The 21,150-nt window shown below is 64.8% G+C and carries 19 protein-coding genes; 11 read left to right on the top strand and 8 right to left on the bottom strand.

Annotated elements, in window-relative coordinates; all coding sequences use genetic code 11:
• Positions 1–67: 67 nt before the first annotated feature.
• On the bottom strand, positions 68–1,411 hold the full coding sequence (locus KA261_09965; protein MBP7698124.1) for a DUF4139 domain-containing protein: 1,344 nt from the start codon (positions 1,409–1,411) through the stop codon (positions 68–70).
• A 122-nt stretch (positions 1,412–1,533) separates the two neighbouring features.
• Entirely contained in the window at positions 1,534–2,463 is a 930-nt protein-coding gene (locus KA261_09960; protein ID MBP7698123.1) for a squalene/phytoene synthase family protein, read from the bottom strand.
• A 93-nt stretch (positions 2,464–2,556) separates the two neighbouring features.
• Between KA261_09960 and KA261_09955 the strand changes: the two genes are divergently transcribed.
• Positions 2,557–3,762 (top strand): glycosyltransferase family 4 protein, encoded by a 1,206-nt coding sequence (locus KA261_09955; protein MBP7698122.1) that lies wholly within the window; start codon positions 2,557–2,559, stop codon positions 3,760–3,762.
• Between the two features lie 156 nt (positions 3,763–3,918).
• Here the strand turns inward: KA261_09955 and KA261_09950 are convergent, their stop codons facing one another.
• The 3 genes from KA261_09950 to KA261_09940 all read right to left on the bottom strand — a co-directional run bounded on the left by KA261_09950 (position 3,919) and on the right by KA261_09940 (position 6,431).
• Positions 3,919–5,472 (bottom strand): T9SS type A sorting domain-containing protein, encoded by a 1,554-nt coding sequence (locus KA261_09950; GenBank protein MBP7698121.1) that lies wholly within the window; start codon positions 5,470–5,472, stop codon positions 3,919–3,921.
• A gap of 111 nt (positions 5,473–5,583) precedes the next feature.
• The gene (locus KA261_09945; GenBank protein ID MBP7698120.1) at positions 5,584–5,931 is read right to left on the bottom strand and encodes a CoA-binding protein; all 348 of its coding nucleotides are present in this window, start codon (positions 5,929–5,931) and stop codon (positions 5,584–5,586) included.
• Positions 5,932–6,077: 146 nt separating this feature from the next.
• Entirely contained in the window at positions 6,078–6,431 is a 354-nt protein-coding gene (locus KA261_09940) for a VOC family protein (GenBank protein ID MBP7698119.1), read from the bottom strand.
• A 252-nt stretch (positions 6,432–6,683) separates the two neighbouring features.
• Between KA261_09940 and KA261_09935 the strand changes: the two genes are divergently transcribed.
• The 5 genes from KA261_09935 (at position 6,684) to KA261_09915 (ending at position 12,873) form a co-directional block, all read left to right on the top strand.
• A complete protein-coding gene (locus KA261_09935; protein ID MBP7698118.1) occupies positions 6,684–7,910 on the top strand; it encodes an ABC transporter permease in 1,227 nt (408 codons plus the stop codon).
• Positions 7,911–8,009: 99 nt separating this feature from the next.
• On the top strand, positions 8,010–8,702 hold the full coding sequence (locus KA261_09930) for an ABC transporter ATP-binding protein (protein ID MBP7698117.1): 693 nt from the start codon (positions 8,010–8,012) through the stop codon (positions 8,700–8,702).
• Between the two features lie 18 nt (positions 8,703–8,720).
• Entirely contained in the window at positions 8,721–9,251 is a 531-nt protein-coding gene (locus KA261_09925; GenBank protein MBP7698116.1) for a UvrB/UvrC motif-containing protein, read from the top strand.
• A gap of 28 nt (positions 9,252–9,279) precedes the next feature.
• On the top strand, positions 9,280–10,329 hold the full coding sequence (locus tag KA261_09920; protein ID MBP7698115.1) for a protein arginine kinase: 1,050 nt from the start codon (positions 9,280–9,282) through the stop codon (positions 10,327–10,329).
• Positions 10,330–10,404: 75 nt separating this feature from the next.
• Positions 10,405–12,873, top strand: coding sequence for an ATP-dependent Clp protease ATP-binding subunit (locus KA261_09915; protein ID MBP7698114.1), 2,469 nt, complete (start codon positions 10,405–10,407; stop codon positions 12,871–12,873).
• A 94-nt stretch (positions 12,874–12,967) separates the two neighbouring features.
• Here KA261_09915 and KA261_09910 read toward each other — a convergent pair whose 3' ends face one another.
• Positions 12,968–13,819 (bottom strand): hypothetical protein, encoded by an 852-nt coding sequence (locus KA261_09910; protein ID MBP7698113.1) that lies wholly within the window; start codon positions 13,817–13,819, stop codon positions 12,968–12,970.
• Positions 13,820–14,139: 320 nt separating this feature from the next.
• Here KA261_09910 and rpmA point away from each other — a divergent pair, with 320 nt between their 5' ends.
• Positions 14,140–14,409 (top strand): 50S ribosomal protein L27, encoded by a 270-nt coding sequence (gene rpmA, locus KA261_09905; protein MBP7698112.1) that lies wholly within the window; start codon positions 14,140–14,142, stop codon positions 14,407–14,409.
• Positions 14,410–14,494: 85 nt separating this feature from the next.
• On the opposite strand, the gene KA261_09900 is transcribed toward rpmA, so the two are convergent.
• Together KA261_09900 and KA261_09895 are read right to left on the bottom strand one after the other, a co-directional pair.
• Entirely contained in the window at positions 14,495–15,073 is a 579-nt protein-coding gene (locus KA261_09900) for a hypothetical protein (protein ID MBP7698111.1), read from the bottom strand.
• Between the two features lie 183 nt (positions 15,074–15,256).
• Positions 15,257–15,838: a hypothetical protein gene (locus KA261_09895; GenBank protein MBP7698110.1), complete on the bottom strand. Its 582-nt coding sequence runs from the start codon at positions 15,836–15,838 to the stop codon at positions 15,257–15,259.
• A gap of 128 nt (positions 15,839–15,966) precedes the next feature.
• On the opposite strand from KA261_09895, the gene KA261_09890 reads away from it, so the two are divergent.
• The 4 genes from KA261_09890 (at position 15,967) to KA261_09875 (ending at position 21,096) form a co-directional block, all read left to right on the top strand.
• Positions 15,967–18,174, top strand: coding sequence for a UvrD-helicase domain-containing protein (locus KA261_09890; GenBank protein MBP7698109.1), 2,208 nt, complete (start codon positions 15,967–15,969; stop codon positions 18,172–18,174).
• Positions 18,175–18,544: 370 nt separating this feature from the next.
• On the top strand, positions 18,545–19,153 hold the full coding sequence (locus KA261_09885) for a sigma-70 family RNA polymerase sigma factor (GenBank protein MBP7698108.1): 609 nt from the start codon (positions 18,545–18,547) through the stop codon (positions 19,151–19,153).
• Positions 19,150–19,965 carry a zf-HC2 domain-containing protein gene (locus tag KA261_09880; protein ID MBP7698107.1) on the top strand — a complete coding sequence of 272 codons (816 nt, stop codon included), beginning with the start codon at positions 19,150–19,152 and terminating at the stop codon, positions 19,963–19,965. Before KA261_09885 ends, KA261_09880 begins: the two co-directional genes overlap by 4 nt.
• 81 nt (positions 19,966–20,046) lie before the next feature.
• A complete protein-coding gene (locus KA261_09875) occupies positions 20,047–21,096 on the top strand; it encodes a bacterial transcriptional activator domain-containing protein (protein ID MBP7698106.1) in 1,050 nt (349 codons plus the stop codon).
• Positions 21,097–21,150 lie beyond the last annotated feature (54 nt).

Here is a 21,150-nt window from a genome sequence, read left to right as displayed (position 1 = left end):
CAGAGACCTTCCTCATTCGCTGGGCGAATCTACAGACTCGCACCGGGCTTGTCAACCGCTCTGTGCGTCACCACTTCACCCGCACTGTGTAATTCAGCGTCGTCGTGTCGCGGGCCGGAACCGGGACGTCAAACGTCAACGTCCGCGCATCCTTCCTCTCGTACCGGAAATCGGCGGCGATCACCTGCCAGTCGCCGGGAAGCGCCTTCTCCACGTGCACGGTCACCGGCTCATCTTTCCGGTTGCGCAGCTGGAGCTCGTAGGCGCGCTCTTCCACCTGCTGCGACACGCGCGTCTGGTTCATGAGCTTCTCCTCGGGCACGATGTCGAAGGCGTACCCGACGCGGATGTCGATCTTCTCGTCGCGCGGCGTGTGGTTGATCCGGTCCTCCCCGAGCAAAATCAGGGAACCGTCGGCATCCGCCTGGAAAACCCGCACCCGTCCCTCCGGCAGCGGCATCCCCAGCCCCGCCTGCTCGGCATTGACCACCTGGAGCGCCACCTCGACCTGCTGCGCATTCTGTTCGGGACGGTACACGAACCGCTTCTCCGCCGCCGTCCGCGCCGGCTCAAACAGAGAAATCTGCTTGACCTCCTTGCCGGCCACCGTCGACGGGCGCGGCAGCGTGTAGAGGTGATATTCAAAGAAGGCCTTTTCTTCGAACCCCGCTTCCGCGGTCGCCAGCATGTCCATCCGCGCCATGCCGGCCGCTTTCGCCTGCGGCGCCCGGCTGATATCCCCCGCGACCAGCGTCAGCGTCGCGTCCGCGAACGTCTTGCTCGTGTTGTTGGTGATCGAGGCCCAGCCCGAGAGGTCCAGCGTCTTCTCGTCGGCGCTCAGCACCCCGACATATTCCGCCTCCCACGACAGCCCGTAGGTCTGGTAACTCACGCGCGCCGGAAACGATCCCCCCGTTTCCGCCGCATACCGCCAGAACAGCGTCGGCCGCGTGATCAGCCCCTCCGGGAGTGTCGGGAAATTCACCTGCGTGACATTTTCCAGGAGAACCACTTTCACCCGCCCGGAGGCGTCCCGCAGCGTGATCGCTCCCTGGCCCGCCGCCAGGAGCGTCCCGCCGATCAGGTTCCCCTGCTTGTCGAGCACTTCGATGTCGTAATCCACGTAGCGCGAGTAGATCTTGTCGACACTCACCAGGTCGTAGGCGTAGTTTTGTTCCAGAATGGAAATGCCCTGCCGCGACCCCACCAGTTCGAAACGCACCGAAGCTGGATCGATCTGATCCGGGACGTCGCGAAACGCCACTTCCCCCGTCCCCGTGACGAACGACAGGTCGCGCACTTCGCTCACCACGCCGAGGTTGCTGTTGTACACCGTGACCGCGACCTCTTCCGCGCCGGCTGCGGCCGCCGTCAGTACGCCCACACAAATTATGCCGACTAGACGAGCCATTCGTTCCTCCACTGTTATACACCTTCCCGGCGGCGTTCACGCCGGCCTTTCGCCGGATCCTTCCGCCGCCGTCAGCATCACTACCAATGTAGGGCGGGGTTTCTTCCCCAGAAAGTGCAAACTCAGGCGGCCCGGAAAGTCCGGATGGTCGCCTCGATGCGCGCCTGCACGGCCGCCGGCGGGGGTTGCAGCTCGGCGGCCGACCAGTCCCCGTAGCGCGGGTCAACTCGTTCGAATATCTGAAGATAGAGCTGGTAGATAATCTCCAGACTGAGCCCGTAGCGGGGCGCCAGGTCCGGCTGGACCCGGTCGAGCATCCGCCGCGAGATCCGCCGGTAACGCTCGGCCAGCTCCCGGTACCGCCCCATCAGGTCCCGGACCGGGCGCACAATCTCTCCGCCGCGCGCCGCCTGCTGGAGATCCTCAGGGGCGGCTCCCTCCTCCGCCATGAGGTCGTCGGCGAAATACTGCAGGTGCGCCGTCTGATCTTTCCGGAAATCGCGCATGATATGCACGAGGTAGGAGAACACCGCCAGCGGCCGCGCCGCCCGGCGAATGTCAAAAGCCGGCTCGAGAATCCCGGTCGCGTGCGGCCGCACCGCGCACAGGTGCATAAACACCGAGGCCGGCGCTACCGCCGCCCCTTCCGTGTAGCGAAGAAACTCCCGGAAGGTTGCGAATCCGTTGTGGTACAGATCGTACACCATCGCCTCGGCCAGCTTCTCCCAGGGCCACAGGGGCAGCCGGTAGCGGTGCAGCGTCTCCAGAAACTGCTCCTGGAACGCGTCGGCCGGCCGGCCGCGGCGCAGCGAATTGATCCAGTCGTCGATCATCGAGGCGAACAAACACTGCTCCTCCACCGCCAGCGTCCGCCCCCCCGCCTTCTGATTGTCCACCAGGTCGTCGATGATCCGCATCGACCGGTAGCATACGCGGAAGGCCTCGTACCGGTCGTCCTCCCACACCCGGGCCGCGATATCCAGAATCGGGTTGGTCAGAATCTCGCGAAAATCGAGATCGAGCGCGAAATCTATCGGAGTCCGGGTCTTCATAGTCACCGCCGAGTAAGCCGGAGTATAACACATAAGCGCGCCGCCCGAAAATTATATTTGGCGCGGCCGCGGCCCTTTTCCTACTCTGCGGTGATGGCGAACGCGATAAACCTGCTCGTCCTGACCCACAACTACCCCCGCCGGGCCGGGGATCACGCCGGCGTGTTCATCGCCCTCCTGGCGAAACACCTGGAGCCCCACGGTCTGCGTCCCATCGTGCTTGCCCCCCACGATCCCGGCGCCGCCGAGCGCGAGGACCTCGAGGGCGTGCGCGTGCACCGCTTCCGCTACGCTGCCCGGGATCAGGACGAGGACGTCGCCTACCGCGGCCACATGCAGCACATCGTCCTCGGCTCGGTATCGGGCGTCTTCCGGTTCCGGCGCTTCCTCCACTGCTGGCGCGCCGCCGCGTTCGATCTGCTCGTGCGCGAGCGCATCGACGCGGTTGCCGGCCACTGGCTCGTCCCCTCCGGGTTTGTCCTGAAAACAATCGCCGACCGCACCACCCTGCCGCTCGTGCTCTCGTCGCACGGCACCGATGTGCGACTGATCCGCAAGTTCGCCGGCGCCGCCTACCGCTATTTCCGGCCGCTCGGCCGGCGGCTCGACCGCTGGACTTTCGTCTCGACTTTCCTCCGCGACGCTATCGCCGGGCTCGATCCCGGGCTGGCGCCGATTCTCGAGGTCCTCCCGCTGCCGCATGACGAGACCGTATTCCACCGCGACCCGGCCGTCCCGCGCGAACCGCACACGATCGTCGCCGTCACCCGCTTCACCCCCCAGAAACGCGTCGACGCCCTCGTGAAAGCTTTCGCTCTCGTCGCCGCGCACCGCCCCGACACCCGCCTGGAGATATACGGCGCCGGTCCGGGTGAACACGGGATCCGCGCCCTGATCGACCGTTTCGGCCTGGGCGAGCGCGTACGCATCTCGCCGCCCATTCCCCAGGACCGCCTCCGCACCGTCTACAACCGGGCCGGCATGGTGGTCCTCAACTCGCACGAGGAGGGATTCGGGCTGGCGCTCTCGGAGGCGATGCTCTGCGGCGCCCCCGTGATCGGCGCCGCTTCCGGCGGCATCACCGACATCATCGCCCACGAACGGCGCGGCCTGCTCGTCGAACCCGACAACACCGCCGCCCTCGCCGAGGCGATCCTCCGCCTACTCGCCGACCATCCTCTGCGCGCCCGCCTCGCCGAGGCGGGGTGCGCTTTTGCCCGCGAGCAGTTCGCCGCCCGGCCGCTCGCCGCCCGCTACGCCGCCATCATCCACGATGCTGTCGCCCGCCGCACGGGGTGACGTCCCCGCCCGCCGCGTCCGCCCCAGGACCGTCAACGTGACACACTGCGACAGAACCCCGCCCCGCCCTGATCTCCTGTAGGTCAGGACCCTTGTGGTCCTGACATTCTTCGCGATCAACGCAAATGGTCCCGTCAGGACCATAACGGTCCCGGTCTACCTGAGCAACACCATGCGCCGGGTCGCCGCAAAATCCCCTGCCCGGAGTCGATACAGGTACACGCCCGAGGCGCATTGGCCAGCGTCCCATGTCACCGCCACCCGGCCGTCAGCGTGCCCCGCGAACATCGCCACCCGCTGCCCCAGCACATTGAGAACGTCCAATTGCCAGTCCACCGCCTGCGGCAGCACAAACTCGATGCACGTTGTCGGGTTAAACGGGTTCGGGTAGTTCTGCGCGAGCGCGAAAGTCTGCGGCAGGGGGGATGCTTCCTTGACCGCCACCGTTTCGCCGGAGGGGCCGACGAGTTCCGCCAACGCCGCCTCGGCCGCGGGATCCTCTACGCGGATGGTGACCGTCTCGCCTGGCGGCACGGCCAGCCGGAGACCGTCCAAATCCGCCAGCAGTACACTCGCCCGTCCGTCAAACCGGCCCAACGCCGCCGGCGCGCCGGTCACCGCAATCGCCGCCGCCTCGTCCGCGTCGAACCGCAGCCAGCCGGCTCCGATCCCGGACGGCGCCGTCAGCGTGAACGTCACCCCGGCGGCATCCCGCACCGCTGTCAGCGTCGCCTCCGCAGTTTTCGAGCGAGCCGCTTTCCACGTCGCCGGGTACCAGTCGCCCGCGATCCGCCGCATCATCGCGTAGAGGTCGTGAACCGAGAGGGTGCTCCCGTCGCAGTCGATATCGCTCGCCGCAATCTGCCCCTCGACACTCACCCGGAACACACCCAGCCCGAACTGGAAGTAGTCTGCATAGAGGACAAGGTCGGAGGCCTCCAGCCGGAAGCCGTTGAGATTGAGGTCGCCGCTGAAGTCGTTGCAGTCCCACGCGCGGTCGGAGCAGACAAAATCGACTCCCCCCCAGTGGCCGTTCAGTCCGCGCACCAGCGTCACCCCCGCGGGCCCCTCACACGATGGATCCGGAGGACCGAAACCGGGGAATGCGTAAAACGTGCTGATGTCCTCCCCTTGAAGGGAGAACAGCGCCCCGACCGCCTCCATGGTGTCTCCCTGTCGGCTGACAAGAGCGTTGTCGAGACAATCCCGCCAGAAAAACACCACCGGCACGGCGAGGCACTCCCAATCCCGATCGTTGGTGGCCAAGAGGTGGAGGCGGGCCAGTTCGACCGTCGCGCCGGCACCCGCGCAGGGGTAGTCGCCGCCCGGCGCGGCCAGCGTCCCCGTGATCTCGATCAGCCGCGTGAACGGTCCCAGATCGTAGTTCCCCGCGGTATCGGTTATCAGGCGGTAGCCGAACTGCTCGTACCCGCACGCTGCGAGCGTGGCTCCCGGATCCACCCGCACCGGCGCCGTCGCCGCCTCATTGACCGCAATCAGCAGGCGGAACCGACCCAGCGCGAAATCGAGATTCTCAACGGAAACGGAGACGTCCCCCGGGCAACCCTGATAGGCGAGATACGCTTTCTCAATTTTCAGATCGGCGCTCAGACCGGCCACCGGCAGGCCGACCATTGCGAGCGCCGCAACCGCGGCGGCTAATCTGACAATCTGCATGGCACTCCCCCGGATTTCACGGATCGTGGACATGACGGTATCCTTGCCACAAGATACCGCAAACAGCCCCGATCGTCAACCGGTTTTATGCGCGTCCCTCGCGGCCCCTGCGCGCGCCCCCGTTTGCCCGGGCACACTCCGCGGTCAGAACACACCTGTCCGCAACATCACCAGCGTGCACGCCTCCACCACCTCGATCCCCTGCGCCCGCAGTTCCGCGGCCAGATCATCGTTCTCCGCCCCGGGGTTGAATATCACGCGCCGCGGGCGAAGGCGAAGCATCGCGTCACGGAGATCCGAGGAAATGCCGGCGTTGACATAGACGGTGAGCGTGTCGGGGGGCGGCGCTACCTCGTCCAGCGAGCTCACCCCCGGGACGCTGTCGACCGCATGCCCGGCCGGGTGGACCGGGATGGGGTGAAAGCCGTGTTCCTTCAGCAGACGGACCGCCTGGAAAGAGGTGCGGTCCGGTTTGGGCGATGCGCCGAGCACGGCCACGCGGGCGGCGGCGGGAGCTTGGGTCATGGCGATCGTTCCTCCTGGTTGTCGCAAGCACGTTTAAAAGTCAATCTGTCATCCCCCTGCCCCCCAACACGCCGACTGCCGCCGGGGTTCCGGCGGCGGGTGCGGTCCGGCGCCTACTTCGCCTTGAACAGCCCGATCACGTTCCCGTCGGGATCGGCGAACATGGCGAATTCCCCGATGCCGGGAATGGGCGAGGGCGGCGTCACGGTTTTCCCGCCGAGCTGCTGCGCCCGCTCGAGGTAGGTCTGGAGATCGTCGACCATCACGTACACCGTCACCCCGGGCCGACCGCCCGGCGCGACCGGGCTGATCCCGCCGCCGATGGCCCGCTCTCCGGCCGCCTGCACCATGCCGTAGGGAAAGGCGCCGACCTCTTCGATCGTCCAGTCAAAAAGGTTTCGATAGAACGCGATTGATTTCCGGTAGTCCCGCCCGGCGATTTCAAAATGCACGACCGGCTGTCCCATTTGCTCCTCCTTCAGCCGCGGCCGGGTCGGACGCCCCCACCCGCGGCTCGGTTGACTGCTGACCGGATACTTCAGGTTCTTGCCGGCCTCAACTTCGCATGTGCTCCGTCTGCTGTCAAGGGGGCCGCATGGTCCGCCGGTCCGAAAAAGATTGCGTTGCCTCCGGCGGGGCGTATAATACCCTGAGTGCCGCTGCGCACCGGCCTTCACAATGAGTGCCGTGCCGGTTTTGCACCAGGGATGGATGGATGCATGGGCTATGAACGTTTTGTGGCGCGACGATATCTTCGGTCGGGGCGGTTCTTCATCTCCGTCTCGACCTGGATCACGATCCTCGGGGTGGCCCTCGGCGTAGGCGTCGTCTGTTTCGTCATGTCCATGCACAACGGGTTCGAGGCCGAGATCCGCACCCGTCTGCTCGGCACCACCTCCCACATCTCGATCTTCCCGGTTCGGGAGGAGTTCATCGCGAATTACCGCGCCCTGGTCGATTCCCTCGCCCGCGTTCCCGGCGTCGCCGCCGCCTCGCCCTTCATCTACTACAAGGCCGCCATCGCTTCCGAAAGCGCCGGTGACGGCATCATCGTGCGCGGCATCGTCCCCGAACTCGAGCGCCGCGCCTCCCAGATCGAAAAGAACATCGTCGGGGGAACCTACAATTTCAACGAGATCGTCATCGCCGACGACACCGTGCCGGGCATCATCCTCGGCAAGAATCTCGCCGACCGTCTGGGCGCCGTCCTCGGCTCCGAGGTTGTCCTCTACTCCCTCAAGGGCGATGAAATCCGCAGCAACACCCGCCCGCGGGTCGCCAAGTTCTATGTCGCCGGCATCTTCGAAAGCGGCATGTTCGAGTTTGACTCCGAGCTCGCCTACATCTCGCTGCCCGCGGCCCAGAGACTCTTCCGTACCGGCGACGCCGTCACCACCATCCACCTGCGCCTCGACGACGTCTACCGGGCCGAGGCGATCCGCCCGGTCGTCGATTCACTCCTCGAGCACCGTTTCGAAGTGGTCCCATGGAACGTCCTCCACCGGAATCTGTTCGCCTGGATCGCCATCGAGAAGAAGGTGCTCTTCCTGGGGTTCATTCTGATCGTGCTGGTTGCCGCTTTTTCCATCATCTCGACACTGGTTATGTTGACGATGGAGAAGCGGGCTGAAATCGGCATTCTGAAAACGATCGGTTCGACTCCCGGATCGATCCGCAAGATATTCGTGTACAAGGGCTTAGGGATCGGCGCGGGGGGCGTCGCGGGCGGCTGGGGGCTGGCGCTGGCGGCTGCCTGGCTGCAAAACCGGTACCATCTGGTCAGCCTGCCCCCCGACATCTATTTCATCAGCTACCTCCCGATCGATATCCACCCGGTCGATTTCCTGCTGGCCGGCCTGGTGACGGTGGCGATCTGCTTTTTGGCCGCCCTGTATCCGGCCCACCAGGCCTCGCGGGTGTCGGTCGTGGAGGTTTTGCGGCGCTAAATGGCGGAAAACACGCGCAATGGTAAACGTTTACGGAATTCTGGCGAAAATACTACTGTATGCCCGTAACGGGGCCCAAGAGGACGAGTAAACCGAACGATGGACACCCACGACGACACCATCTTGCGAGCCGTTGACCTCCACCGCGAGTTCCGGACCCCGGACGCGACCCTGCACGTCCTGCGCGGCATCAACCTGACCATGCCTCGCGGCGACACCGTGGCTGTCACCGGCGCCTCCGGGGTCGGCAAATCGACCCTCCTGCACCTCCTCGGCGGCCTGGATCGGCCGACGGCCGGGGCAGTCGAGATCGACGGGACCCGGGTGGACAACCAGTCGGAGGCGGACTTGGCGGCGTTCCGCAACCGCAATGTCGGTTTCGTGTTCCAGTTTCACTACTTGCTGGAGGATTTCTCGGCGGCCGAAAACGTCATGATGCCCGTCCTCGTCGCCGGCCAGAGCCGCACCCAGGCCCGCCGGCGGGCGGAACTGTTGCTCGACATGGTCGGTTTAAGTGAGAGAAAGAACCACCGCCCGGCGCAGCTCTCCGGCGGTGAACAGCAACGGGTGGCGGTCGCCCGGGCCCTGGCCAACGATCCCCGGATCGTTCTGGCCGACGAACCCTCCGGCGACCTCGACAGTGCAACGGGACGGATGCTTCACGAACTGCTCTTCCGCCTCAATCGCGAACAGAGCATCGCCCTCCTCATCGCGACCCACAATCGCGAACTGGCCGACCGCTGCAACCGCACTTTGGAGATCGTCGAAGGCAAGTTCTGCGAGCGCTCGTAACCGCATGGGAATGTGACTATGTTGTGTCAGGACTGCAACAAGAACGAGGCGACGGTTCACCTCACGCAGATTGTCAACAACCAGAAGACGATGCTGAACCTGTGCAAGCAGTGCGCGGCCGCCCGCGGCTTCCACTCCCCCCTGGAAAACGTTCCCTTCCCCCTGGCCGAAATCCTCTCCGGCTTCGCCTCCTCCCCCCAGGGCGCGCCGCCGGTCGACACCGGCGACCCGCTCACCTGCCCCGGCTGCGGCCTCACCTTCCAGGCTTTCACCCGCCAGGGCCGCTTCGGCTGCGGCGAATGCTACAAAGCTTTCCGCTCCCGCCTCGAACCGATCATGCGCAAAATCCACGGCGCCTCCCTCCACCGCGGCCAGCGCCCCGTCACCGTCATCGACGGCGCGGCGGACGATGATGCCATCCCCGTCAAAGAGGAGGAGCGCCTCGAGGCGGAGCTGGCCAAAGCTATCGAGAGCGAAGATTTCGAGCGGGCCGCTGAAATCCGCGACAAACTCAAAACGATCCGCGAGGAATCATCCCTTCACCGGTAGCCGCGGGGGGAGATGGGGAAGATGGACGATGTTTGAAGATATGGTCAAGTCACCGGCCGTCTGGCTGTCGGGCAAGGGCGAGGAATCGGCCGCCGTGCTGTCCAGCCGGGTTCGCCTGGCCCGCAACATCGCCGGCTGCAAATATCCCCCCTCGGCCGACAGCGAAACCGGCACCCGCATCGTGAACTATGTCGACTCCACCGTCTCCCGCTCCGACCTTCTCGGCCGCGGCCGCTACGTCCGCGCCGGCGACATCAGCCCCCTCGACCGCGACTTCCTCGTCGAGCGCCACCTCATCTCCCCCGCCTTCCTCTCCGGCGACCTCCCCAAAGCCCTCTACATCGGGTCGCAGGAACAGGTGTCGATCATGGTCAACGAGGAAGACCACCTGCGGATACAGGCGCTGGCCTCCGGACTCGACCCGCGGGGTGCGTACGCGGCGGCCAAGCAGTACGACCAGGAGATCGGCCGCCACCTCGAGTACGACTACGACCCGGACTTTGGTTTTCTCACGGCCTGCCCGACCAACGCCGGCACGGGCATGCGCGCCTCGGTCCTCATCCACCTCCCCGGGCTCGTCCTCACCCGCGAGATCGACCATGTCATCCGCCACATCACCGCGACCGGCCTCATCGTGCGCGGGTTTTACGGGGAGGGTTCCGACGTGCTGGGGAACCTCTTCCAGATCTCCAACCAGAACACGCTCGGCATCACGGAGGACGACATCCTGGCGCAGATCATGCGCGTGACGCGCGACATCATCGAGAAGGAGGCCGCCGCCCGCCGGCGGCTGGTCGACGAGGCCTCCGATATGATCGAGGACAAGATCTGGCGGGCTTACGGCATCCTCAAACACGCCCGCGTGCTCACGTCCGAAGAGGTGATGAACCTGCTCTCTGCCGTGCGGCTGGGCCAGGCCATGGGCATCATCGACTTCCTCAGCGTGGCCCAGATCAACGACATGCTCCTGCTGTCGCAGCCCGCCCACCTCCAGCGGTTCTACGGCTCCGAGATGGACAACAACCGGCGCGATTTCGTCCGCGCCCAGATGGTGCGCGAGAAACTCCGGAACACATAGGCCCGATATGATGTATTTACAGGTGCATATTGGCGTGACAAGAAGTCTTGGACATAGACGCAAGGAAGGTTCGCGATGAATGAGATGTTCACCGAAGGTGCCCGCAAAGCCATCGAGTACGCCCGCGACGAGGCCTCCCGGCTCCGGCACGACTACATCGGAACCGAACACCTGCTGCTGGGACTGATCCGGCTGGGTGAGGGCCGAGCGGTCGAGATTATCGTCAACCTCGGACTCGACCTCAACGACCTGAAGCAGTCCGTGGAAGAGGTGGTCCAGCCCTCCGGCGGCACCATGACCATGGGCCAGCTGCCCCTCACTGCCCGGGCCAAGAAGACCCTCGAGGTGTCCGGCCAGGAAGCGCGGGCGCTCAAATCGAAGGATATCGACACCGAACACATCCTCCTGGCGCTGCTCAAGGACGAAGAGGGCGTCGCCGCCCAGGTCCTCTCCACCTACGAGATCGACTACAAAGAGGCCTACGAGGAGCTCAAGAACATTCAGAACGGGCGTCCTTCCTCTTACAAGAAGAAGCGCAAAAAGTCGAAGACTCCGGCGCTGGACCACTTCGGCCGCGACCTGACCGAGCTGGCCCGCCGCGGCAAGCTCGATCCCATCGTCGGCCGCGCCAACGAAATCGAGCGCGTCGCCCAGGTCCTCTCGCGCCGCAAGAAGAACAACCCCGTCCTCATCGGCGAACCGGGCGTTGGCAAGACCGCCATCGTCGAGGGCCTCGCCCAGCGCATCGTCGAAAACCGCGTCCCCCAGACCCTCGAAAACAAACGGGTCGTCACCCTCGACATGGCCTCCCTCGTCGCCGGCACCAAGTACCGCGGCCAGTTCGAGGAACGCCTCAAAGCCGTCCTCAACGAGATTATCAACGCCGAGGACGTCATCATCTTCATCGATGAAATCCACACCATCGTCGGCGCCGGCGGCGCCGAGGGTTCACTCGATGCCTCCAACATCTTCAAGCCCTCGCTCGCCCGCGGCGAACTCCGCTGCATCGGCGCCACCACCATGAACGAGTACCGGAAGTACATCGAGAAGGACGGCGCTCTCGACCGCCGCTTCCAGACGGTCATGGTCGACCCCCCCTCCGAGGAAGACACGATCCGCATCCTCAAGGGGCTTCGCTCGCAGTACGAGAAACACCACCGCCTGGTGATCTCCGACGAGGCGATTGAAGCGGCGGTGAAGATGTCCAACCGGTATATTACGGGCAAATTCCAGCCGGACAAGGCGATCGACCTCATCGACGAGGCCGGCTCCCGCGCCCACCTCGCCACCTTCACCCGCCCGGCCAGGTTCGCGGAAATCGAAGGCCAGATCCAGGAACTCCAGCAGCGCAAGGAGAAATCGGTCAAGAACCAGGCTTTCGAAACCGCCGCCCAGCTGCGCGATGAACTGAAAGCGAAAAAGGATGAACTCGCCCGTTTGACCGAAACCTGGGAAAAGACCCGCGAGAGCGAGACGGTCACCCTGACGGCCGATGATGTCGCGACCGTGCTGTCGAAAATCACCGGCATCCCTCTCTTCCGCCTCGAGGAGAGCGAGTCCAAGCGCCTCCTGCGCATGGAGGAAGAGTTGCGCAAGGCGATCGTCGGCCAGGACGAGGCCATCTCGGCCATCTCCAAAGCCATCCGCCGGGCCCGCGCCGGCCTCGGCGACCCGCGCCGGCCGATCGGCACCTTCATGTTCCTCGGCCCGACCGGGGTCGGCAAGACCGAACTCGCCCGCGCCCTGGCCATGTTCCTCTTCGAGGACGCCAACTCCCTCATCCGCATCGACATGTCCGAGTATATGGAGAAGTTCGCCGTCTCCCGCCTCATCGGAGCGCCCCCGGGATACGTCGGCTACGAAGAGGGCGGCCAGCTGACCGAAAAGGTCCGCCGCAAACCCTACTCGGTCGTCCTCCTCGACGAAATCGAGAAGGCCCATCCCGACGTCTTCAACATCCTCCTCCAGTTGTTCGACGACGGCGCGCTCACCGACAGCTTCGGCCGCAAGGTCGACTTCAAGAATACCGTGGTCATCATGACCTCCAACCTCGGCACCCGCCAGTTGCGCGACCAGAAGACGGTCGGGTTCGACGCCGAGGCGGTGGATCTGGGGTACGACTCAATGTCCCGGAAGATTCGCGAGGAGCTCAAGAAGGCCTTCAATCCGGAACTGCTCAACCGGATCGACGAGACGGTCGTGTTCCGCTCGCTGACCAAGGAGGATATCAAGCAGATCATCGATATCCAGGTGCAGGACACCGCCAAGCAGCTCGCGGAGAAAGGCATCGCCTTCAAACTGACCGACTCGGCCAAGGAGTTCATCTGCGAGAAGGGCTGGGAACCCGAGTACGGCGCCCGGCCGCTCCGCCGCTCGCTGCGCAAGTACCTCGAGGACCCGCTCTCCGAGGAGTTGCTGCGCGGGCAGTACGCCGGCGACTGCGAACTGGTGGTCACCGCCGGCCGCACGGAGCTGATCTTCAGCTTCAACACGAAAGAGCCTGAGGCGGCCGGTTCGGGCGGCCAGCACGCTCTCGAGCGCTAGCCGCGCCGGCGCCGGAATAGCCCCCGTCAACACCACGGCCGGGAGCCTCTTGCTCCCGGCCGTTTCACGTTTTCTCCGGCCGCACCGCCGGTCATCACCGCCGCGGCTGCCGCATGCTCGCGCGGATATTCGGCGGCTCCTCGGTCATGTACGAATCGCATCCTTCGCACAGGAGCACGCGCAGCACGAAAGCCACCGAGTCCTTGACTCCCTCGCGGACCGGGGGTGTGTAGCGGCTCCGCAGGAGCGCCGACTCCACCTCCCGGCCGAATCCCTGCCCGGCCGGCGTCTCGCTGAGAATCCGGTACCGGACTGTCCCGTCCGGACGAATGAGCAGCCAGACATACACGATCGCCGTATCGCGCCGCTCGCGGCCGAGGCGGGCCCCCGGCGGCCAGCTCGGCGCCCAGAATTCCACTGCGGCGTCCCGCGTCTCGCCTCGCGGAAGCTGCTCCATCCCCCATTGCGGCGCACGCCGAGTGGCCGGCAGGTACGGCTCCGACGGCGCCAGGCCGAACGGATCATCCCCTAAGCCGTAGCTGTCCCCCCGGCCGCCGCCGGTCGTGGCGGGGAAGTCAAGTTGCGCCAGCATCGGTGCGGCCGGTGGATCCTCGCGGCCCCGTTTCGGGACCGAGATTCTCGGCCACTCGACATCGCGCACAATCCTCACCGCGCCCACAAAGCCCAGCCGGAATTTCCCGCCCGGCGCGCCTCCCCCGCTCATCGGCCGGGGCAGACGAGTGCCGGCGGCGGCGGGGCGTTCGGCCGAGGCTGTCGGCGCCCCCGCGGCCGCTGCTCCCGCTGCCGGCGCCGGGCGCTCCACCCCGGATCCCGACAGAAGAAACAGACTCCCCCCAATGACTATCGCGTAAGTGGCCAGACACGCCAGCAGGAAACTCCCCTGGTACCGCCGTTTCTGCTCGTGCCCGATATACCAGCGTCTCATCGCCTCACCTGTGGCGTAGTTCCCGGTGATTTTCGTCCGTTGCCTGCCTGCCTGGAAGACGCGCTCCTCTTGGGGATCGTGCAGAGGATTTGCAGGCAGACGACCACGGCGCGTCTCCGCACGGGGGCGGCTCACCGCCCGGACGCCGATGTAAGCGTCACGCAGAGAGTGCGTTACACTTTCCACTTGCCTTTGGGCGCGGGTTTTATATATTGGTTGGCTGTCGCCGGGGGTCACCGCGGTCGGGAACCTGACCGCGCCCCCGATGTTCCCTGGTCCGGAGAGGCGAGAAGAAAACGAGAGACTGATAGAGGTTTACCATGGCCCACAAGAAAGGCGTCGGCTCCTCCAAGAACGGCCGTGACTCCCGCGGCCAGCGGCGGGGGACCAAGCTGTACGACGGCCAGTTGATTTCGGCCGGCTCGATCATCGTCCGTCAGTGCGGTACCCGCATCCGCCCCGGCGCGAACGTCGGCATCGGCAAGGACAACACGCTCTTTGCGAAGATCGACGGCATCGTCAAATTCCAGCGGGTCGGGCGCGAACACAAGCAGGTGTCGGTTTTCGCCGCCGCCCCGGAAACCGCCTGATCGGCGCACCGCGCCAGACGCTATAAATGCGAAACGCCGCCCGGTCGACCGGACGGCGTTTTCTTTTCTTGGTGGTCCCGCCAGCTTAGCGCATTGCCTCGACCGCCCCTGCAAAATCGATCTTTTCCGCCAGCGCCAGCACTTCGTCCGCCGTCGCCGGTCCGGTCGCTTTGACCGCCGCCAGCACACCGCCTTTCAGCTCGGCGAGCAGCACGATCTTCTCGACCGAACCGTCCTCGTTCGTCTTGACCACCAGTCGGGCCGGCTGGTCTCTCACGGTCACGTCCCGGATCTCCTTGTTCGGCTTGACCACGGCGCTGTCGATAGGGACAAACAGCAGATCGAACGCCGGACGGAGCACCTGCGAGCTGACGAATGAGACAGTCAGCGTGACCAGCTGGCTGTCGGCGGTCTGCCTGGTGAAAGTGCGGGTGACCATCTCCGCCGGCGTCGTCGCGCCGAGACCGGTCGAATCCCATCCGCTGTGGTGCACCTCCGAGGCCGTGTACCCCGCCAGTTCGGCCGGGAGAAACGCCTCCAGAGCGCTCAGGTCGAAAGTCTTGTCATTCGCTTCCGCGGGCGTGTCCCCCTGGATGTCGGCCAGACCGATTGTCGGGACAGCCCACAGGAGGGCAACCCAAAAAACACGACTCAGCGTCTTCATGACATCACTCCTCCTTGCACGCTTGAAACCGATTCTGCTCATCCACGATAACAATGGCCGCGGAGCGGAGCGCTGTCAAGCGAAATGACGGCGCTTCACCCGCCCCCCCGAGGGCCCAAAAAAGAACGCGGCCGATCTTGTGCTCGGCCGCGCCCCGGGCTTTCCGCATGCCCCGATAACCGGTTACTTCTTGGCCTTCATCGCTTTCTCAAGCCCCTCGAAATCAATCGCGCCGGCCACCCCGCGCACTTCATCCATATCCCGCACCCCTTCGCCCTGTACAATCACCGCCAATCTTTCCTCCACCAGGACATACACCAGGCCGAGCGCGATATCGCTCTCGCCATACTCAATGATCTGTGTCGCCCGGCGCCCCTTGATCTCCACCGTCTGCCGGTCATCCGACGGTACAAAGCTCAACTCCGGCAGAAACGGGTCGAGCACGAGCCGACTGCGTCCGGCGTCGACAATCGTCACGTTGATGAAGCTCTGCTCCCCCTCGGCCGTCTCACGAATGTAGCTGCGCCGGACGCTGCTGTGGGTGATCGAGCGTTCGGGCGAGGCCGGGTCCTCCACGGCCCGCGATCCGCCCGTCGGTTCGCCCGCGGTGTACCCAGGGATGCTCTCGGGGAGAAATTCGGCGAGCGTTTCCCAGGCCAGGGCGCCGGAGGGTTTCGAGGTCTTGTCCGCCGACTGCTGCGCGGCCAGGGGCAGCACCGCCGGCGCCGCCATGAGGCCAATCACGGCCAAGCGAATTAGGTTCATGCTTTCGTCTCCTGATCCAGGAAGTGTGACTGTCCTGTCATAAATATGTCTTTCGCCGTTGCGCCCGGCCACAGAAAAATCGTGAAATCCGATTGCGCCGACCCCGGGCGAACCTATATTCGCTCGGTATGAGTCGCCTTCTCGATGACCTCAACGACGCGCAGCGGGAGGCGGTGCAGACGACCGAGGGCCCGCTGCTCATCATCGCCGGGGCCGGTTCCGGCAAGACCCGGGTCCTGACCCGCCGGCTTGCCTATATCCTGACCCGGCGACTGGCGCAGCCGCACGAAATCCTTGCTGTTACTTTTACCAACAAGGCGGCCGGAGAGATGAAAGAACGGGTGGCCGCCCTGCTCGGGGGGGCCATGATGGACATGAACGTCTCGACCTTCCACTCGTTCTGCGCCCGTTTCCTCCGGCGTGAGGGCGGGGCGATCGGCTACGGAGGGGATTTCACGATTTTCGACGCCGCCGATTCCGAGACGCTCATGAAGAGCTGCATCAAAGCGCTCAACCTGCCGGTCTCGCAGTTCGCGCCGAAAGCCCAGTTGCGCAAGGTCTCGAACGCCAAGAACCGGTTCCAGTCGGCCGAGGGTTTCGCCCGCAGCGCCGGCGGCTACTTCGAACAGCGCACCGCCCAACTGTACTCCCTCTACCAGGCGCGGCTGCGCGAGTGCAACGCCATGGATTTCGACGACCTCCTCCTCAACACCGTCGCCCTCCTCCAGCAGCACAGCGAAATCGGCGAGCGCTACCGGTCCCGCTTCCGCTATCTCCTGGTGGACGAGTACCAGGACACCAACCACGTGCAGTACCTCCTGCTGAAAAGCCTCGTCGGGCCGCACCGGAACATCTGCGTGGTCGGCGATGAGGACCAGTCGATCTACGGCTGGCGCGGCGCCGATATCCGCAACATCCTCGATTTCGAGCACGACTTCCCTGGCGCCAAAGTGATCAAACTGGAAATGAACTACCGCTCCACCGACGTCATCCTGGCGGCCGCCTCGGCCGTGATCGCCCACAACGTCGCCCGCAAGGACAAGGTGCTGCGCACCACGCGCCGCGGGGGGGAGAAGATCAGCCTCCTCTTGGTCGATTCGGCGGAGGAAGAGGCCGAGCGGGTGATCGATCTGGTCGTCCGGGACCGGAGCCGCACGCCGCTGTCGGAGATGGTGATCCTGTACCGCACCAACGCGCAGTCCCGCGCCTTCGAGGAACAGCTCCGGCGGCGCGCCATCCCCTACCAGATCGTCGGCGGCATCTCGTTCTACCAGCGCAAGGAGATCAAAGACCTCCTGGCCTACCTCAAGCTGATCGTCAATCCGAAAGACGACATCAGTTTCGGGCGCATCGTGAACTACCCGAAACGCGGCCTCGGCGACAAAAGCCTCGCCGACCTGGGCGAACTCACCGCCCGCGAGGGGAAGTCGCTCTATGAGACGGCGACCCTGCCTGACCCGGATCTCTCCGGGCTGGGCGCCCGGGCCGTCCGCCAACTCCGCTCCTTCACCGCCCTCATTGAACGCTACCGGGAACAGCAGGACGCCGTCTCGACCGATCTGCTGGTGGGCGATCTGATCCGCGACCTCGGCCTGCTCGAGGCGATCCGGGCGGAGGAAGAGGAGATTGTCGCCGCCACCCGCATCGAGAACCTCGAGGCGTTCATCGGCGGCGTGGCTGATTACACCCGGCACCGCCCCCACGCCACCCTCGCCGAATACCTGGCCGAGATCTCGCTCTTCACCGACATCGACGAGTACAATGAGTCCGAGGACAAACTGGCCCTCATGTCGGTCCACTCGGCCAAGGGGCTGGAGTTTGACACCGTGTTCATCGTGGGGCTGGAAGAAGGACTGTTTCCCCTCGCCCGTACCGTCGGGGAGGAAATGGAGCTGGAAGAGGAGCGGCGGCTGTTCTATGTCGGCTCCACCCGCGCCCGCCACAAGCTGTACCTGGCCAGCGCTACTGCGCGCTTCCGCTTCGGCCAGTCGGTCTCGATCCCCTCGCGATTCATCAAGGAGGTTCCCGACCATCTGATTGAGCGCACCGACTTCCGGACCAACCGCCACTACGAACTCGTGTCCGCCGGCGACCGCCCCGCCACGGCCCGCGACCTCCCGTTGGGACGGCTTCCGGCAGAGGAAGGGGTCCACTATGAGTACGAAGAGGAGGAGGCGCTGCGCGTCGGACGGCTCGTGCGCCACCCTACTTTCGGACGGGGCAAAGTGCTCAAAGTCGAAGGGCGCGGCGAGTCGCTGATGCTCGAGATCCATTTCCAGGGACTCGGGGTGAAGAGAGTGATGGCCAAGTACGCCAGGCTGACCGTCATCGGCTGAGGCCGGAAGGCGCGGGAGGCAGGCCCCTGGGGGAGGTTGAGGGCAATCTCCATGGAAACTATCCCGATATTCTCGGCGGTCGGCCTTCTGGGTGGTACAACTTTCAGGATGCCGGAACCGTCGAACCGACCAAGGTCGGTCCGAATTCTCTTGTAGGGGGCATGCGGGCGGCTTATATTGAATTGGTGGATGGGATTAGCCTTTGGCGGCCGGCCCACGCCCAGGGAGTCTCTCAACAATAAGGATGGAGATCAGCCGGCGGCCGGGAACAGAGGGTGCAACCACGGGAACTTTCGCGACCGCAGCCGTTGTTTCTAAGTATAGGCAATGGCTTGCTTTACCGGTCGCGGGGAAGTGAGATATGGTTTCCATGACGGACGGTAAAGCGAAAACCGGTGACGATAAGAGGAAGGAACTCGAGAAGCGACGGGCATTCGAGAAAGAGGCGCTGCCCCACATGGACGCCCTCTACCGCACCGCTCTTCGGATGACCAAGAACAACAACGACGCCGAAGATCTGGTGCAGGAGGCGTATGTCAAGGCGTATCGCTTCTGGGATCGGTTTGAGCCGGGGTCGAATTGTCGGGCATGGTTGTTCAAAATCATGACCAACATTTTCATCAACGACTACCGCTCCAAGTCCCGCTCCCCGATGTCGGTCAATGTCGACGAAATCGACGACAGCTTTCTCTACGGTCAGCTCGCGGCCACCGCCCCGAGCGACAATCCCGAGAAAGAGTTGTTCGCGAAGATTTTCGACGATGACGTGAAACGCGCCATCGAAGGGTTGCCCGAGGATTTTCGCCTCGTCGTCGTGCTGTCGTTCCTCGAAGGGTTTTCGTATCAGGAGATCGCCGATATTGCCGATCTCCAGCTAGGGACGGTGAAATCGCGCCTGCACCGAGGGAGGAAACTGCTTCAAAAAGCCTTGTATGACTACGCAATCAAGAACGGCTACATCAAGGATACGGCCAGATGAATTGTCAGGAAGCGCTGAACCTGTTGTACGACATAATCGATAAAGAAGCCTCGGAAATCGACACCAGACAGGTCAGAGAACACCTCGAAAGATGCAGCGACTGCTTCGAGAAGTATCGCCTTCAAACGGAAATCCAGAATTTCCTGAACGAGAAAATCCGGCACGGGCAAGTCGAGGTCGCCCACGAGCGGCTCAAATCCCGCATCCTTGACCGTCTCGACGCTCTGGACGGGGCAGGGGAGGCGGCCGATCGCGGACATACCAAGGCGCGGGGGAACCCCCGCCCTTTTAGGCGCGCCGCCATCTCCCTGATGGCGGCGGCTGCGGCACTCATTCTCATCGGCGCCGGCATGCTCGGCGTCCGGCTCTACTCCCACCAGACAAAATTCGCCCCGCTCCAGCAAGCTCACGTGAACCTCGCCGCCGCTGTCCGCGAGGGCGGTTCTTACGACGCGGCGCGCGCGGCGGCCGGGGCGCGGGAGAAGTTCGGGTACCAAATCCGCCCGGCCGTGGGCGAATTCCACCTGATCGCGGGGCGCAGCGAGACCATCATGGGCGAGCAGATGCTGCACTTTGTCTACGCCCGCGACCGGCAAACCGTGTCGGTCTTCCTCGCGCCGGCGGCCTGGTTCGCACAGGTTAACGACGGGCGTCTCAGCGAAGTGGTCCGCGACAATGTCCGCTTCTTTGACCACAACTGCCGGGGCTGCCGAATCGTCTTCCACCGCGCCGGGGACACCATGGTCGTGGCGGCCTCGAACGACCACCGCATCGACCTGCTCGCGTTCGTGCCGGGACGGCCCGCGATCTGACAACCGCCCCGGCCGCCTCCCGGCCGAGCTGCCAACTTTTCCCCCGCTCAATCGCCGACCCTATTGGCCGATACTAGGCATGTGACGGTCCGGCTCACATACTCCCGGCGTGCGACGGCCGCGGTCGTCGCCGTAGTCCTGGCGGCGCTCCTCCCCGCGCACACGAGCGCACGGGCAGCCGCGTACCCGGATTCCCAGCAGGTGCGGCTGCTGGCCGCGCTTCAGGAAGACCTCTACAACGACCGGTACGACGCAGCCGAGAAGGTCGCGCGACTTATGGTGTCCTCGTACCCGGATGACCCGCTGGGACACCTGTTCACGGGCATCACGCTGGTCACGGCGGCCTACGACGCCGAGGAGGCGCTGCGCGAACGCGAGTTCCGCACAAGCCTCGCCGCGGCGGAGCGCTTGGCGGGATTACAGATCGCGTCGGGAGATCGGCACACGCGGGCCTGGGGATTCCTCGTGCTCGGACACGCCGCCTCCTACCGCGCGGTCTGGGAAGCCAAGTTCGGATCAAAGCTCACCGCCGCGCGCGCCGGGAGAACCGCGGCCGGACTCTACGAACGGGGACTGCGGGCCGACAGCACGGTGTACGACCTGTACTTTGGGTTGGGGCTGTACCATTACTGGAAGTCGGCGAAGGCGGGAGTACTGCGATGGCTGGGAATTGTATCCGATGACAAGGAACGGGGCCTGCGGGAGCTGGAGACGGCGGCGGAGGGGTCGCTCATTTCGAGGGAGGCCGCGAGATCATCGCTGGTCTGGGTGCGGCTGGATCGTAAGGAGTACCGGGAAGCGGTTGCGCTCGGCGACAGCCTGATGCGCCGCTACCCGCACAGCCGGAGCTTCCTGTGGCCGGTGGCCGAGGCGCAGTATCGCCTGGGACGCTATGCCGATGCGGCGGCGGCGTACGGCCGGTTGCGGGAAATGCTGCGCGAAGAGCCCGGCAACTATTACAACCTGATCGAGTGCGACTATCGGATCGCCCGGTGCTTTGAGATGATGGGCCTGCCGGGCGAATGGGCGGGCACGGCCGCCGATGTGTCGGGATACATGGGAGAGGTGTCGGAAGAGACGCAGGAGCGGCAGCGGGAGCGGCTGGAGTATCTGGGGGTGGCCGGGGAGTAAGCCGCCGGTGAAGGCGATCGCGACACGGGCCGGATAACCTCCGCGAAATAGGTC

This window comes from Candidatus Zixiibacteriota bacterium (assembly GCA_017999435.1).
Classification (GTDB): domain Bacteria; phylum Zixibacteria; class MSB-5A5; order GN15; family FEB-12; genus JAGNLV01.
Note: the sequence above shows the minus strand (reverse complement) of the source record. Positions and strands in the feature narration are given on the sequence as shown.

Excerpts from the sequence above, each read along its gene's own strand:
- KA261_09910 (MBP7698113.1), bottom strand. The coding sequence starts at position 13,819 with ATGAGACGCTGGTATATCGGGCACGAGCAGAAACGGCGGTACCAGGGG.
- KA261_09950 (MBP7698121.1), bottom strand. The coding sequence starts at position 5,472 with ATGTCCACGATCCGTGAAATCCGGGGGAGTGCCATGCAGATTGTCAGA.
- KA261_09955 (MBP7698122.1), top strand. The coding sequence starts at position 2,557 with ATGGCGAACGCGATAAACCTGCTCGTCCTGACCCACAACTACCCCCGC.
- KA261_09915 (MBP7698114.1), top strand. The coding sequence starts at position 10,405 with ATGAATGAGATGTTCACCGAAGGTGCCCGCAAAGCCATCGAGTACGCC.
- KA261_09960 (MBP7698123.1), bottom strand. The coding sequence starts at position 2,463 with ATGAAGACCCGGACTCCGATAGATTTCGCGCTCGATCTCGATTTTCGC.
- KA261_09925 (MBP7698116.1), top strand. The coding sequence starts at position 8,721 with ATGTTGTGTCAGGACTGCAACAAGAACGAGGCGACGGTTCACCTCACG.
- KA261_09890 (MBP7698109.1), top strand. The coding sequence starts at position 15,967 with ATGAGTCGCCTTCTCGATGACCTCAACGACGCGCAGCGGGAGGCGGTG.
- KA261_09965 (MBP7698124.1), bottom strand. The coding sequence starts at position 1,411 with ATGGCTCGTCTAGTCGGCATAATTTGTGTGGGCGTACTGACGGCGGCC.
- KA261_09900 (MBP7698111.1), bottom strand. The coding sequence starts at position 15,073 with ATGAAGACGCTGAGTCGTGTTTTTTGGGTTGCCCTCCTGTGGGCTGTC.
- KA261_09920 (MBP7698115.1), top strand. The coding sequence starts at position 9,280 with ATGTTTGAAGATATGGTCAAGTCACCGGCCGTCTGGCTGTCGGGCAAG.
- KA261_09895 (MBP7698110.1), bottom strand. The coding sequence starts at position 15,838 with ATGAACCTAATTCGCTTGGCCGTGATTGGCCTCATGGCGGCGCCGGCG.
- KA261_09930 (MBP7698117.1), top strand. The coding sequence starts at position 8,010 with ATGGACACCCACGACGACACCATCTTGCGAGCCGTTGACCTCCACCGC.
- KA261_09880 (MBP7698107.1), top strand. The coding sequence starts at position 19,150 with ATGAATTGTCAGGAAGCGCTGAACCTGTTGTACGACATAATCGATAAA.
- rpmA (MBP7698112.1), top strand. The coding sequence starts at position 14,140 with ATGGCCCACAAGAAAGGCGTCGGCTCCTCCAAGAACGGCCGTGACTCC.
- KA261_09935 (MBP7698118.1), top strand. The coding sequence starts at position 6,684 with ATGGGCTATGAACGTTTTGTGGCGCGACGATATCTTCGGTCGGGGCGG.
- KA261_09940 (MBP7698119.1), bottom strand. The coding sequence starts at position 6,431 with ATGGGACAGCCGGTCGTGCATTTTGAAATCGCCGGGCGGGACTACCGG.
- KA261_09885 (MBP7698108.1), top strand. The coding sequence starts at position 18,545 with ATGACGGACGGTAAAGCGAAAACCGGTGACGATAAGAGGAAGGAACTC.